The 14,190-nt window shown below is 67.6% G+C and carries 17 protein-coding genes; 11 read left to right on the top strand and 6 right to left on the bottom strand.

Features of this window, described 5'->3' with window-relative positions; all coding sequences use genetic code 11:
• The coding region (locus DQP56_RS10795; RefSeq protein WP_435673848.1) for an SAM-dependent methyltransferase at positions 1–485 on the bottom strand (485 nt) is incomplete at its 3' end.
• Between the two features lie 54 nt (positions 486–539).
• Here DQP56_RS10795 and DQP56_RS10790 point away from each other — a divergent pair.
• A complete protein-coding gene (locus DQP56_RS10790; protein WP_112685259.1) occupies positions 540–1,136 on the top strand; it encodes a diacylglycerol-binding protein in 597 nt (198 codons plus the stop codon).
• 12 nt (positions 1,137–1,148) lie between these two features.
• Positions 1,149–2,804, top strand: a complete 1,656-nt coding sequence (locus tag DQP56_RS10785) for a ribonuclease H-like domain-containing protein (RefSeq protein ID WP_112685257.1) — start codon at positions 1,149–1,151, stop codon at positions 2,802–2,804.
• Positions 2,805–2,810: 6 nt separating this feature from the next.
• On the opposite strand, the gene DQP56_RS10780 is transcribed toward DQP56_RS10785, so the two are convergent.
• A complete protein-coding gene (locus DQP56_RS10780) occupies positions 2,811–3,203 on the bottom strand; it encodes a DUF732 domain-containing protein (RefSeq protein ID WP_112685255.1) in 393 nt (130 codons plus the stop codon).
• A gap of 107 nt (positions 3,204–3,310) precedes the next feature.
• On the opposite strand from DQP56_RS10780, the gene DQP56_RS10775 reads away from it, so the two are divergent.
• The 8 genes from DQP56_RS10775 to DQP56_RS10745 all read left to right on the top strand — a co-directional run bounded on the left by DQP56_RS10775 (position 3,311) and on the right by DQP56_RS10745 (position 9,794).
• On the top strand, positions 3,311–3,622 hold the full coding sequence (locus DQP56_RS10775; protein ID WP_112685253.1) for a DUF732 domain-containing protein: 312 nt from the start codon (positions 3,311–3,313) through the stop codon (positions 3,620–3,622).
• 57 nt (positions 3,623–3,679) lie between these two features.
• Complete coding sequence (locus DQP56_RS10770; RefSeq protein ID WP_112685251.1) at positions 3,680–4,699, top strand: DNA topoisomerase IB; 1,020 nt, start codon at positions 3,680–3,682, stop codon at positions 4,697–4,699.
• Between the two features lie 42 nt (positions 4,700–4,741).
• A complete protein-coding gene (locus DQP56_RS10765) occupies positions 4,742–5,533 on the top strand; it encodes an LLM class flavin-dependent oxidoreductase (RefSeq protein WP_112685249.1) in 792 nt (263 codons plus the stop codon).
• 18 nt (positions 5,534–5,551) lie between these two features.
• A complete protein-coding gene (locus DQP56_RS24690; protein ID WP_165824976.1) occupies positions 5,552–5,719 on the top strand; it encodes a hypothetical protein in 168 nt (55 codons plus the stop codon).
• Positions 5,719–6,819: an amidohydrolase family protein gene (locus DQP56_RS10760; RefSeq protein ID WP_112685247.1), complete on the top strand. Its 1,101-nt coding sequence runs from the start codon at positions 5,719–5,721 to the stop codon at positions 6,817–6,819. The genes DQP56_RS24690 and DQP56_RS10760 overlap by 1 nt, the downstream gene beginning before the upstream one ends.
• 4 nt (positions 6,820–6,823) lie before the next feature.
• Positions 6,824–8,467, top strand: a complete 1,644-nt coding sequence (locus DQP56_RS10755; protein ID WP_112685245.1) for an NAD-dependent malic enzyme — start codon at positions 6,824–6,826, stop codon at positions 8,465–8,467.
• A 25-nt stretch (positions 8,468–8,492) separates the two neighbouring features.
• A complete protein-coding gene (locus DQP56_RS10750; protein ID WP_165824975.1) occupies positions 8,493–9,203 on the top strand; it encodes a VldE C-terminal domain-containing protein in 711 nt (236 codons plus the stop codon).
• 90 nt (positions 9,204–9,293) lie between these two features.
• The gene (locus DQP56_RS10745) at positions 9,294–9,794 is read left to right on the top strand and encodes a TspO/MBR family protein (protein ID WP_112685241.1); all 501 of its coding nucleotides are present in this window, start codon (positions 9,294–9,296) and stop codon (positions 9,792–9,794) included.
• 18 nt (positions 9,795–9,812) lie between these two features.
• Here DQP56_RS10745 and DQP56_RS10740 read toward each other — a convergent pair whose 3' ends face one another.
• The 4 genes from DQP56_RS10740 to DQP56_RS24435 form a co-directional block, all read right to left on the bottom strand.
• Complete coding sequence (locus DQP56_RS10740; RefSeq protein ID WP_133258920.1) at positions 9,813–10,127, bottom strand: DUF6670 family protein; 315 nt, start codon at positions 10,125–10,127, stop codon at positions 9,813–9,815.
• A 562-nt stretch (positions 10,128–10,689) separates the two neighbouring features.
• Entirely contained in the window at positions 10,690–11,685 is a 996-nt protein-coding gene (locus DQP56_RS10730; RefSeq protein ID WP_112685235.1) for an oxygenase MpaB family protein, read from the bottom strand.
• Between the two features lie 178 nt (positions 11,686–11,863).
• Positions 11,864–12,085 (bottom strand): hypothetical protein, encoded by a 222-nt coding sequence (locus DQP56_RS10725; protein WP_133258919.1) that lies wholly within the window; start codon positions 12,083–12,085, stop codon positions 11,864–11,866.
• Positions 12,086–12,451: 366 nt separating this feature from the next.
• Complete coding sequence (locus DQP56_RS24435; RefSeq protein WP_133258918.1) at positions 12,452–13,309, bottom strand: hypothetical protein; 858 nt, start codon at positions 13,307–13,309, stop codon at positions 12,452–12,454.
• A gap of 447 nt (positions 13,310–13,756) precedes the next feature.
• Here DQP56_RS24435 and DQP56_RS10710 point away from each other — a divergent pair, with 447 nt between their 5' ends.
• Positions 13,757–13,996, top strand: coding sequence for a hypothetical protein (locus DQP56_RS10710; protein ID WP_133258917.1), 240 nt, complete (start codon positions 13,757–13,759; stop codon positions 13,994–13,996).
• Positions 13,997–14,190: the final 194 nt, after the last annotated feature.

Here is a 14,190-nt window from a genome sequence, read left to right as displayed (position 1 = left end):
GCCAGCAACCACGCCAGCCCCTGCCCTTCGCCGTCCGCGATCACCTGGAGACCGGCGAATGCCTCGCGGAGCTCACCGGGCGCTGCACGGAACCGCCCGGCGACGCTGCCGACCTGGCTGAGCGCGGTCACGGCCAGCAGGCCGCCCGGTGTCAGGCGCTCCAGCATCGGTGCGTCCAGCCGGCGGTCACGGAACCGGGCGCAGTAGATCACGTCAGCCGGCGGCCCGTCGGGCAGCCCACCGTCGAGGTCCACGACCTCGAAGCGGCAGCGGTCGCCGACGCCGCTGCCTGCTGCCAGGGCACGCGCCTGCTCGATCGCAACCGGGGACACATCGAAGCCCCGCACCGCTAGCCCCCTGCGGGCGAGCCAGACCGCAGCGGTCCCCTGCCCGCAGGCGACGTCAACCGCATGGCCCGCGGTCGGGAACTCGTGGCGGAACGCCGTGAAGACCGCTGCCGGGCCGAGCGCATCCGGCGACGGCAGATCCCGGTCTGCGTATGTCGCATCCCAGCGGGTCCGGTCATCGTCGCTCACTCGATGGACGATACTGCGGTGGTGAAACTGCACCCCTGGATCGCGCTACTGCTGTTCGCGGTGGGCGCGGCGGCAGGCTTGGTCGGTGATCACTCCCATGTGGTCACCGGAACCACCGAATACCTTCCGCCGTCGCGTGCGGTGCCGTTCGTGTGGAGCAGCCCGATCTGGTTCACGGTCATGGTCGGTGCCGGCACCGTGATCCTGGCGGAGCTGCGGCTACATCTGCCCGCGGTGCGGACCGAGGTCACGGTGCGCCAGGGAGTCGCCGGCGTCGCCGCCGTGTTGGGCAGCTACGTCATGACCGCCATCGCGCACACCGCACCGCAAGTGCCGATCACGACGCTGATCTGCGCATTCGCGGTGCTCACCTACTGCGCCCTGGGGGATCGTCCCGCCATGGTGTGCGGTGTGCTGGCCGCGGTGTGCGGCCCGGCCATCGAGATCGCGATCGCCGCGGCGGGCCAGTTCCGCTACGCCACAGATTCCGATGCGCTGTTCGGGGTGGCCCCATGGCTAGTTCCGCTGTACTTCGCCTTCGGGATCGTCGCCGCACTGATCGGCGAAATCGCCGCCGCCACAAGAGGGCCGAGGCCCTAGGATCTACAGGCTGTGGACCCGGTCACACTCGGTGGATATCACGCCCAGCAGTGTGCCCGCGTCACCCACAACCTGTTCTCCCCCGTCGTCGTGGAACCGGTAGCACTCTCGCCGGAGCGGGTGGCATTGCGCGAGGCCGGCATCGCCTTCGAAGCGGCCGTCTTCGATGAGTTGCGGTCGCAGTACCGCGATCCGGGGGCGCTGCTGGTGCTCGACGCCGACGTCGGCCGAAGCGAGCAGCAACGGGCGACCCGGGCGGCAATGGATGCCGGTGTCGATATGATCGCCGGCGCGTGGCTGCCGGAGGTGAACAGCCGCGTCGGGCGGCCCGATGTGCTGATCCGTTACGGGAACGGCTATCTGCCCGTCGACATCAAGAACCACCGCACGCTGAGCGCCGCGAAAACCTCCAAAGTGCAGGTGTCGACGCTGTCGGCGCCGGATCAGCTGCGCACCTTCCCCGGTTACAGCGATCACGGCGCGCGCTGGCGCGACGACGTCATGCAACTGGCGCACTACACCCGGATGCTGCAGGAGTTGGGGTATCACCCGGGCCTGAACCTCGGCGGCATCATCGGCAGCTCCGATCTCACCGAGCTCGTCGGCCAGGAGCATGCCATCACCTGGTACGACCTCGATGCCGAAGCCTTCCTCACCTACTCCGCCAGCGGCCCCGAACACCGCAAGAAGCGCTCTGCTCTGCAACGGTACGACCATGAGTTCGCCTTCCGGCTGGACGTCGCGCGCGCCGCAGCGACTGGGCGGGAACTGGTGCGGCCCTACCGGATCGCTGACTGCGATTCCTGTGATTGGTTCGAGCACTGCGCCAGCGTGGCCGGCGAGGACGACGCATCGTTCGCCCTCGAGACCGGCCACCTCAACGTCCGGGAGTGGCAGTACCTCTACCGGCACTGCGGCGACGGCACGACGTTAAGCGTCGCGCAGTTGGCCCGGGTCGACCCGGACCACCACGCCGAGGCATTCCGCATCCAATCGGTGCGCACCCAGAAGCCGGAAGAGCGGCTGGCCAAGGCCGTCCGGCGTGCCCGGATGAGCTGCGCCGGCATCGATTACGAACAACACCGGCCAGGACGCCCGACGGTGCCGTCCGCCGACATTGAGGTTGACTTCGACATCGAGTGGGACGCCGACTCCCGGATCTACCAGTGGGGTCTGCGCATCCGGGACGGCCAGGACGACACCACCGCGCACTACGACCCGGTGGTGTCGTTCGAGCCGCTCGACGAACACGGCGAAGCGCAGCTCGCCGACGAATTCGTCTCCCGCATACGGCAACTGCGTGAGCAGGCCGCGCGCGAGGATAAATCGCTGGCCGTCTTCCACTGGCATCACGCCGAGCGGTCGAGGACCCGCAGGTTTCCCGGCGTCGTCGAGGTCCTCGACGGACTCACCCACGACCTGCATCAATGGTTCGAGGCCGAGTACTTCGCGCGCACCTCCTCGTCGATCAAAAGCGTCGCCGGGTATTTCGGCTTCGAGTGGGACGTCGACGACGCAGGCGGGCTGGCGTCCCAGCTGGCGATCGACGCCGCCCGCGGGTGTGGACCGGAGGCCGACATCGCGCGGCAGTGGTGTCTGCGATACAACGAGTGCGATGTCGCGGCGCAGGCGGCGATTCGCGACGGGTTGCGCTCCGCCTCCCGGTGAACCAGCTCAGCTTCGCTGCACCGACGGGCAAATTTCAGCGTGTGCGGCGTCGACGACCTGGCTGGCCGTCTGCTTGGGAACCTGAAGGTAGACCGAGATCTGTTCGACGATCAGGCTGGTCGGGTGCTTCGGGAACTCCAGGCACGCGGTCCGCCCGGCGGCCAGCCGCGGCGCTTCGCTGCCGGGCGGGAACTGCCCGCGGATGGCGTTGAGGTAGGCCATCTCCCCCGCGTTCGGGTAGGTCGACTGTTGCTCGGCGCAGAGCAGGATGTCGGCGCTGTTACCGCAGTAATCGGGATCGCGGGGATTGAGCGGGTCGGCGTGGGCCGATGACGCGGCACCGATCAGTCCGGCCAGCGCGGCGGCCGCCAGGGTCGGCAGTAGGGTGGTTGCGTTCACGTCCAGCGCCTTTCTGTTCTCGCCGCTGACGCTAGCAGCTGTTCGGCCGCTATCGGGAGCTCTTGCTCCTCGCCAACCAAGCGGCCAAACCCCGTAACATCGCCACCATGAGTTGGGTCTCCCGGATCACCGCACCCCTGGCCGCCGGCTGCGTCTCGGCGGTGGCCTGGGTGCTCCCTGCCCCTGCCCACGCCGACGACAGCGGCTTCATGAAATACCTCAACAGCCACGGCTACACCGCTCGCTACGCCGGCGACGAACCGATATCCGAGCCGAGCGTGCGCGCGCTCGGGCACATGATCTGCGAGAACCTGCGCGTCGGCCGGAGCGTGGCGGTCCAGCAGCCGAATTATCCGGCGTGGCCGCAGTTCACCCTCATCGCCGAGGCCGCCCAGCACGAGCTGTGCCCGGGCGTGTAGACCACGCGGGATCCCGGCCCGGGTGTCAGCCGGGCGCGCCGGGGGTAATTCGGTGGCATGAGGTTGCGCAGGAGCCAGATCGGCGCCTCCGGAATCCGCCGGATCAAACGGGGCCGCGGCTTTTCCTACACCGACGGAAACGAGCCTGTCGACGACCCGGCGGTGCTCGCTCGGATCAAGGAACTGGCCATCCCCCCGGCCTGGCGAAACGTATGGATCTGCCCGCACCCCAACGGCCACATCCAGGCCGTGGGAACCGATGCCGCCGGGCGGCGCCAGTATCTGTACCACCAGCAGTGGCAGGCAGAGCGAGCCGAAGAGAAGTACGACCGGGTGCTGAACCTGGCCAAGATGCTGCCGCAGTGGCGCGCCGACCTGCTGACCGACCTGGGCGGCCGCGGGCTGACTCGCGGCCGGGTGCTGGCCATCGCCCAGCAGCTGATCGACCGGGGTTATTTCCGGGCCGGCGGCGAGGAATACGCCCAGGAGAACGGCAGCTTCGGGCTGGCGACCCTGCTACGTGACCACGTCCGGATACGCAGCGGTGGCGTGGACTTCGACTACCCGGCCAAAAGCGGCGTACGGCGGACGGTGTCCGTCGACGATCCGCTGGTGGTGCGGGCGGTGCGCGCGTTGTTGCGCGCCCCCACCGAGATTCCCCGGTTATTGGTGTACCGCACGCCCGAGGGCTGGTGCGAGGTGCGCGCCGACGACCTCAACGAGCGGTTCCGGGAACTGACCGATGAGCAGTTCAGCGTCAAGGATCTTCGGACCTGGCATGGCACCGTGCTGGCAGCCGAGAACTTCGCCACTGCTCGCGAGCCGACATCGAAAACCGTACGCCGACGGGAGATCGCCGCGGTAATGCGTTGCGTCTCCGAGGAGTTGGGCAACACGCCGGCGGTGGCCCGTGGTTCCTACGTGGACCCGCGCGTGGTGGAGGCCTACGAGCAGGGCATGACCATCCGCGCGGCGCTGAACCGGGTGAAGCCCCGCGGGAAGGAGTCCGCCCGCCGGGTCGCCGCGGAGAACGCGACCGCCCGATTGATCCGGCGTATCGACCGGGCGCGGCGCTGAATTGCGCCGCCGGTTGCGGCTTTCGGCGGTTAGGATCGGTTGATGCGTCACGCGATCCACGTGCCCCTGTTCGGCACGCTCGCCGACCCGTGTGCGATCACCGATATCGCCTGCGCCGCTGAGCAGAACGGTTGGGACGCGCTGTTCGTATGGGATCACGTCCTGAGTCCGGTTGCCGGTGAATGGGATATCGCCGACCCCTGGATCACGCTGGCTGCCGCGGCGACGTCGACCGAGCGCATCCGGCTGGGACCGATGGTGACTCCGCTGCCCCGCCGCCGGGTGGTCAACGTGGCCCGCGAGACCGTCACCCTGGACCGGCTCAGCGGTGGCCGGGTGACTCTGGGGCTGGGCACCGGCCGTGACGTCTGGCGCGAGTATTCGGCCTTCGGCGACGACGGTGACCCGCGGCGGCTGGCCCGCGTCCTCGACGAGGCCACCGCGGTGCTGACCGCGTTGTGGTCCGGTGAAACGGTGACCCACCGCGGCGAGATCGTCGTCGACGGTGTCCGCCTCGCTCCGGGCCCGGTCCAGCAGCCGCGAATACCGGTGTGGTTCGGCACCAATCGGAGCGGTGGCGCGCCGATCGAGCGTGCCGCCCGCTATGACGGCATCTTTCCGCTGGGAATGGGTCCCGACGGGATCGCCCGCATCGCCGAGACGGTTGCGGCTACCCGCGGCGGTCTGGCCGGTTTCGACATCGCGGTGGCCGCCGGCCCGGACGCCGATCTCGATCGGCTGCGCGCGCTCGGCGCGACCTGGGCGGTGCGCGAATTCTGGCCGGGCGACTGTCCCGACAAGATCGTGCGGGTCATCGAGCGGTGCGCCCCATGAGCAGCTGAGGAGGCCGGCGTGCAGATCCATCGCGGCAACATCGTGTTCACCCCGACGCCGCAGGACTTCGTCACGCTCGCCGACGGGTACGTCATCGTCGGCGAGACGGTGTCATCGCCGAATGCGTTGCCGAACTGCCGGACCGGTACGCCGATGCGCCGGTCACCGACCACGGCGACCGGCTGATGCTGCCGGGCTTCACCGATGCGCATGTGCACGCCTGCCAACTGCCGATCACCGGATTGCAGGGCAGCACCGAGCTGATCGACTGGCTCCACACCCTGACCTTCCCTCAGGAGGCCGCGTTGCGCGACGCGGGCTATGCGGAGGCCGTCTACGGTGAGTTCGTCGAATGCCTGCTGCGCAACGGCATCACCAGTTCGATCGTGATGGGCACCATCCATGCCGACAGCACCGGCATTCTCGTCGACAAGCTCGTCGCGGCGGGATTGCGGTCGTGTGTGGCCAAGGTATCCCGGGACCGCAACGCACCGGCTGACTCGCGGGTGGACACCGCACAGGAGATCGCCGACTCCCGGCGTTTCATCGAGCAGACGCTGTCCAAGTCGCCGCTGGTCACTCCGGCCGTCGGCCCGAGTGTGGCCATGGTCTGCTCGCGCGAGCTGATGGCCGCCCTGGCGCAGCAGGCCGGCGAGTTCGGCATCCCGTGTCACATGCATCTGGCGGAGAACCGCACCGAGATCGAGAAGACCCTGCAGATGTTCCCGGACAGCGCCGACTTCGTCGACATCTATCAGCGCGCCGGCCTGATGGGCACGGCCGACACCGTGGTGGCCCATGCGATTCATCTCAACGACCGCGAAAAGCGGGTGCTGCGCGACACCGGCATCCTGGTCGCACACTGCCCGCACTCGAACCTGAATCTGCTCAGCGGCGTGATGCCGCTGGCCGACTACCACGACATGGGTATCCGCGTCGGGCTCGGGAGCGACATCTCGGCCGGACATGCGCTCAACATGTTCCAAAACATCGTCGGCGCAATCCAATCCGGTGCCGTGAGCTATCTCGCCGAGCGCACCACACGGCCGGTGCGGGCCGCCGAGGCGTTCTACTGCGCGACCAAGGGCGGTGGCGGTTTCTTCGGTAAGGTCGGCAGTTTCGAGCCGGGTTTCACGTTCGACGCGCTCGTCGTCGACGACTCGATGTGGACGCGGTCCAAGCGCATGACGCTGGCGCAGCGTGTGGAGAAGCTCATCTACTGCGGCGATGACCGCAACATCGAACGCGTCTACGCCTACGGTCGGCAGGTGAGATGGGTGAGGTGACGCGGTGACACCGCAACAGCGCCGGGGCCAGGATCTGCTCTTCGATGCCCTGACCACCAAGGGGACCGCATTCAGCCACGAGGAGCGCCGTGCGAACGGCCTGCTGGGCCTGCTGCCCGTCGCGGTGAAAACCATTGCCGAACAGGCCGCGCACACCTACACCGAGTTCTCCACCCGCCGTGACGATCTGGACAAGCACATCTATCTGCGGGCGCTGCAGGACCGTAACGAGACGTTGTTCTACCGACTGCTCAGTGAACACATCGAGGAGATGCTGCCGATCGTCTACACGCCGACGGTCGGCGAGGCTTGTCGACAGTTCAGCGAGATCTACCGGCGACCGCGCGGGCTGTTCGTGTCGTATCCGGATCGGCAACAGCTACGGGAGGTGTTGCGCAACCGGCGAGAGCAGCAGATCGACGTCATCGTCGTCACCGACGGCCAGCGCATTCTCGGGCTGGGCGATCAGGGCATCGGCGGCATGGGCATCCCGATCGGCAAGCTCTCGCTGTACACCCTGATCGGTGGCATCGCGCCCGCCCGCACCTTGCCGATCATCCTCGATGTCGGCACCGATAACGTCGAATTGCTCGACGATCCGCAGTACCTCGGCTGGCGCCATCACCGCATCAGCGACGAGCAGTACTACGCGTTCGTCGACGACTTCGTCGCGGTGGTGCGCGAGGAACTGCCCGATGTGTTGCTGCAGTGGGAGGATTTCGCCACCACGCATGCACTTCCGCTGTTGGAGCGCTACCGCGACCGGTTACTGACGTTCAACGACGACATCCAGGGCACCGCCGCGGTGGCTCTCGGCGCGCTGCACGGCGCCGTCCGGGCTGCCGGCCGGCCGCTGTCGCGGCAGCAGGTGGTGATGTTGGGTGCCGGTTCGGCCGGCATCGGCGTGCTGGAGATGATCCGCCAGGAGATGGTGGCGGAGGGCCTGACCGATGCGCAGGCCGCCGAAAGAATCTGGGCCATTGATGTCGAGGGGCTGCTGACCGACGATCGCACCGATCTGTCCGACAGTCAGCGCCGGTTCGCGCTGCCCGCTTCCCGCCTGGCCGGTTGGGACGGCCGGGGCCTGGCCGATGTGGTGCGCCACGTCGACGTGGGGATCCTGCTGGGGCTGTCGACGGCGGCCGGCGCCTTCACCGAGGACATCGTGCGCTCGTTGGCGGCCAAGACCGACCACCCGATCATCTTCCCGCTGTCGAATCCGACGAGCCGCGCGGAGGCGCACCCCGCTGAGCTCGACGCGTGGACCGACGGACGCGCACTGATCGCTACCGGTTCGCCGTTCGCCCCGGTGCGCCGCGGCGGGCGGACCCGCCACATCGCGCAGTGCAACAACGTCTACATCTTCCCGGCGATCGGGCTGGCGGTGACCGCGGCGCGGGCGACCCGCGTCACCGACGCCATGATGCGGGTGGCGGCCACCACCCTCGGCGACACCTCCCCGGCGCTGTCCGACCCCGACCAGCCGCTGTTGCCGTCCTTCGCGGACCTGCCGGAGCTCACCACCCGCATCGCGGCCGCCGTGGCGATCCAGGCGGTGCGCGACGGGGTCGCGCCGGAGGCCTCCGACGGTGAGCTCGCAGCCGCCGTCCGACGGACACGCTGGGAACCGGAGTATGCGACTCGCTAACCGAGCTGGGCCACAGTCCTGCAATATGCGAGGTCAGTTCACTAAAGTGCTCGGGGTGGACAGCGGGAAGATCGCCCGGCGATGCGGTCGCGGCCTCGCCATCGTGGCGTCGCTGGCGGTCTCCGCCGCCCTCATCCAGGCCCAGGGCAGCCAGGATGCGGCGCCGAAACCCACCGAGACCGCCGAAGCGGCCCCGCCGCCCGCACCGCCGCCGCCCGCCGGCAAGATCCGCCTCGCCGACCCCGCCGAAGCCGCCGCGCTGGCCGCCAACGTGCCGATGCCGACCGAAGGCCAGCAGTTCACCTTCCCGCTGCCCGCCGGTGTCGCCCCCGAGAACGGACTGCAGGTCAAGACCATCTGGGCGGCCCGCGCCATCGGCGTGCTGTTCCAGGAGATCAAGACCATCTACGGTTACCGCCAGGACCCGTTGCGATGGCATCCCGACGGGCTGGCGATCGACGTGATGATCCCGAACTATCACAGCGACGCCGGCATCCTGCTCGGCGATCAGATCGCCGGCTACGCGCTGGCCAACGCCAAACGCTGGGGTGTCAACCATGTGATCTGGCGGCAGAAGATCTACCCGGGCGTCGGGGGCGGGAACTGGACGTCGGATTACGGCAACGAGACCGCCAACCACTACGACCACGTCCACATCGCCACCAATGGCGGCGGCTACCCGACCGGGCAGGAGACGTACTTCATCACCTCGATGACGCCGGTGCCGCCGGACTGAGTGCCGGCCAGCATCGGCGCGATCTCCCAGGATTGCGCTGCCTCCCCCGGCCGCGCCGGAATTGGTCCGCCGCCCTTTAGGGTGAAACCCATGCAGATGTCCTCGCCGAAAGCGCGTCAACCCGGTTCGCTGCATCTCGCCGCGCTGCTGGTCTCACTGGTCGCCGTCATCATCGTCGCGACGCTGGGAGGGCTGGCGTCCGCGGATGCCGCTGCCGACTACGGCAAGCTCGCCCAGCCCGGCTGGGCGCCGCCCAGCTACCTGTTCGGGCCAGTGTGGAGTGCCCTGTATCTGCTGATGGCGGTCGCGGCGTGGCTGGTCTGGCGCGTGAGCCCTCGGTGGACCAACCCGGCAGTCATCGCCTACGGCGTACAGCTGGCGCTGAACCTGGCGTGGTCCCCACTGTTCTTCGGACTCGGCTGGCGGGGTCTGGCCCTCGTCGACATCGTGGTGCTGGACGTCGTCGTGGTGGTCACCATCGTCGCGTTCTGGAAGCTCCATCGCGTCGCGGCGTTGCTGATGCTGCCGTATCTCGGGTGGATCCTGTTCGCAACCGCGTTGAACTACTCGGTGTGGTCGCTGAACAGCTGAGAGCTGCGTGCAGGAGCGCTAACGGTGACGAACGTCGACGTATTCGGCGTACCCGCGGCTGTGCAAAGTGGTGTCGGCCGTGGTGATCTCGGCCCGATAGCCGAGAATGTGGCCGTGCCCGACGCCGACGCTTAGCGGGGTGTCGACGTGACCGCGCACCGTGATGCGACCGGGTGAGTCGATCGTGAAACCGGAGACGGCACCGTCAGCGCCGGTGTCGGCCGCGAACTCGACCGGTGAGCCACCGAATCCGGGCACATGCGATGTGCGCTCACTGGGGTGCCCGGAATAGGAGCGCAGGTCGAGGAATTCGCCGAGCAATTCCCCGGCCATCCCCACCCGCGCGAACAGCGCAAGACCGAAGCCGGGAACGTCGATCCGGCCAGCTCCGGGGTGGCGATCCTGACCTCGACGCGCGGACGAGCGATACGCACCCGCACCTCGTCGCCGAAGTGCAGCTCGGATCCGTCCGGACTCAACCGAAAGTCTCGGGCAGCAGAGCCGATCCGATCGAACGATCCGGCAGCGGTGGACATCGAAACGGTGCACACCTCGCGAGGCGCCGAGACCCCGGACGCGTCAACGTCGAAGGCGGCCAGCCCCGGGCGTCCACGCATCACCATCAGCGACAGGTACCGGTGCGGCTCGGGCAAATTGGGCACCATCACGCCGTAGTGCGTCCAGCCGAACCGGCGTGAGTCGAGCAAGGGACGCAACCGGTAGGAGTCGGCGATGTTGTCCCGGTGCCCACGCCGTGACCCGCCGAATAGCCCCACCTGCGTCACCGCACGCGCCGCGCTCAGAAGCGTCGAACCAACTAGCGCCACCGCCCCGCCCTCTCGAGATCGCTTCGATCGGTAATCGATTATCGCGGGCGGCCAGGGTAACCGGCGGTTCAGTCGACCTTCGGGCAATAGAAGTGGGGGCTGTCGCGGTATTCGACCGGTGGCAGATTACGCGCGGGGGTCTGCACCAGCGGGGCGTCGACGGGGAGACGGCCCGAGGCACGGTCCAACGCCGACCGCTTGCGCGGGTGCATCAGTGCGCGCTTCGGCCCGTACTTGGAGACCAGCGTGATCGCCCTGCACAGATACCCGTGCAGCCGCTCCTGTCGCGCCGACCAGCTGTAGCCCATGAGTTCGCGCACCGGCGGGTCGTAGAGGGCCACCGTCATGAACGTCAGGAAGCGCTGCATTACCTTGAGGTTCAGCGCCCACAGCCAGTCGGGAATCCACTGCAGCGACGGGTGTTTGGGCATGGTCGACAGATCCATGACCTCGCGGGCGGCCCAGGTGTTCTCCAGCACGTTGGTGCACATGTGGTCCCAGTACTCACAGAACTCCTCCCAGGTCTTGGGCACCGGACGCATGCTCATGCCGTACATGCGGTACCAGGTGACGTGTTCGTCGAAGAGCTGCCGTTTGTCGTCCTCGCTGAGTCCGCCGGCGAACTTCTCGGCGGCCAGCAGCGTCGACTTGAAGAACGTGGCGTGCGCCCAGTAGAAGACGTCCGGGTTCAGCGCGTTGTACCGGCGGCCCTGCTCGTCGACGCCCTTGATGCCGATGTGGTAGTCGCGGACCTCGGCGCCGGTCTGCGGGGCGCGGTAGCCGTCGAACACCACGCCGCCGATCGGGTAGATCGACCGCATCAGTCGCGGGATGCGCTCCATGAAGAAGATCGAGTGATCCTTCACCGCCGCGCCCAGCTGCGGGTGCATGTTCTGCATCGAGCCCGCCCAGGTCCCCTGAAACAGGCCCGTCCATTGACCGAAGTACTTCCAGGTCAGCGAGTCGGGGCCGAGCGGAACCGGTGGCGTGTCGTAGCCGCCGGTGCTCACCGGACAGCCCGGGGCCATCGCCGCATCGTCGGCCGCCGGACGGGTTTCCGACATATCTTGAGTCACCAGCGCGCACTCCCAGTCAGTGTTGGACCGTTTTGGACAACAGGTGTTGTCAGTATCGACAGCTTAAAACGGGCGGCGACCGCGGTCAACGGTCGGTCCGGCACCGCCGACGATCACGGTGCGCGCGATGTACCGCTTACCAGCGCATTGCCGTTGGCGCGCGCGACTAGAACCGCCACAGGAACTGCGGGCACTGGCCCGCAACCACCGATCGGATGTACACCCGCGCGTCGGCGGCGGTGGCGTCCGGCCCGAGCACCTGCCGCACGGTCACCGAGTTCTCCAGTCCCTGGGGCGTGTTGCCGGCGGCCAGCAGCCGGCAGATCGCGCTACCGGCCGGGTCAGCGGCCGCCGGTGCAGCGAAGACGGTGATGCTCAGGGCCGTCAAGAGCACAACGTGACGGGCCAGTTTCCGCGATCTGGCGATATGGTGACCGGTCCGCCGGACGACAGCGGGGTCCGACTTCCTCAGGTCTCCGATATACGGTCCGAATCTCGTGACGGCGTCCATGTAGATAGCGTGGCAGCACTGTCCGACAGGTTGGCGAATAGCTACGGCACGGCAAACCAACGCCGCGCTCACCCGCTCACCGACGACAACGGAAGCATCGGTCGCGCGCTGGTCCAAGCGATGTTGCGCAACAAGGAATTACGCAGCAGGTCATCGTTCCGGTTTCGGCCGAGTTGCTGGCTGACACCGCGGGATACATCGTCGCCGAGCGGTCAGGACGACGCGGCTGACCCGCACGGTCGCTCAGTTGTTGGTCGGCTCACTGACGGTTACAGCCTCGCTGAACAGCAAGGCCGCGGCGACTGGCATGGGCGTCCGAATGGAGCCGGTGGTCAAGGTGATGATCGATCCGTGACGCGTTCGACGTTTCCGCCGGGATCGACCTGCCATCGACGCCCCGCGTTGGTCCGTGTACCGCAACGTGACCGATACCGCCTCGGCCCATGGATTCAGCCTGGACGTGATGTAGAGCTTGTCATCAGAAGCGATGGAGCATTTCCGTGGATCATCCTCGGCGTCGGGGTCGTTCAGGTCTGCCTTCGTCCATAGCTGCTTGACAGCCACCGGATTCGGCGCATCACCTTCTGCTGGCGGTGCCGCAACGACTCTCAGATCCAGGTCGGAGATTCGGTCCACTCGATGGTTTCGGACCGTGACAGAGACTTCTCCGCCAGTAGGCGGTCGCTGACTGTGGTCGGTGTGGGGATCACCTCGGTTCGACAGATCGGTAAGTCGCACCAGCCCCGCTTCCCGGAGCAGGTCGGCTTCGAGCTGCGCCCTCTCGGCCTGGCGATCCGCTTCAAGCTGCGCCCGGTCGGCCCGGCGATCCGCTTCGACCTGCGCCCGGTCGGCCCGGCGATCCGCTTCAAGCTGCGCCCGGTCGGCCCGACGGTCCGCGTCTGCTTTCTTGCGGTCATTCGTCGCGATCCATAGAGCTGTCCCGGCGGCGAGCACCGAAACCGCAGCACCGAGCCACTGCCCCGCTCCCGCGTACCAATCGACATCGAGGTCAACACGGAATGCCGCGATGGTTCCGATGGCGAGTATCACGGTCGCAGTGACCACTGCAGCGCTGAACCAGAACCACGGGTTTCGACCCATGGCCCGAGAATAGGGCCACCGAGCCAAGGTGTTGGTTGAACCGCCTCAGCGCCTCAGCGCCGCCAGTCGCCGACGGCGTGGCGTCGTCGATGGCGCGCGAAGACCTCGTCGCGGGCCACGACGAGCGAGAAAGCGGCGCGCCTGGGTGTGACTGCCGCCACGAATCGAGGCCGGTTCGGGTACTGCTCACGGACTTAAGTCCTCAACCGCAGTGACTGGGGTCACACTTGGGCTTCGCGCGGGCGGTGCCGGAATATGTTGCGACACATGAAAGATCCGATACTCGTGCTCCCGGTAGTCGCAGCGATCCTTGGACTGAGCGTCTTCGGATTCCTGGTGCTTGAGGTCGTGTTCCACCTGGGCTGAGCGGCCGGTACCGACAGCGGGCCCCGCAACGGGGCCCAGGGCGGTTCGTTGGTCAGACCGGCCCCGAGGAAGATGAGCGTAATGCGGCAGAGCTGGAGACCTGTTGAAGTGATCCTGGCCGAGGATCTTTCCCACGAGCGGGTCGTCGAGGTGATCAACGCCCAGATCCGCATCAACGCGGCCGAGGCCGGTGACTTTGTTACGCGCGTGCGTATCGGCGTCGGTCAGCCGCATTCACCGGGGCTGTTGCGCTGGGTGTCGGCTTATCTTGCCGGGCCACCGGGCGCGTTCCCCGCCGGCAGACCCGAGCGTGTCCAGTGAGCGTTGAGGCACCGTACCCAGGGCCTGTTGGCGGCGGGTGCGCGACGGTACGTCACCACAGACGACCAACGCCATCTGCAGCGCACGGGCGGCAGCTGCCCCTCCGAGGCCGAATCGGGCGGTCGATGCCATGCTGACCTGCGAAAACTCTGTCGGGCTGACAGGATTTGAACCTGCTAGCAGACACGATGTGG

It is taken from the genome of Mycolicibacter senuensis, from assembly GCF_003284925.1.
Lineage (GTDB): Bacteria > Actinomycetota > Actinomycetes > Mycobacteriales > Mycobacteriaceae > Mycobacterium > Mycobacterium algericum_A.
This window is presented reverse-complemented; position numbering and strand designations above follow the sequence as displayed.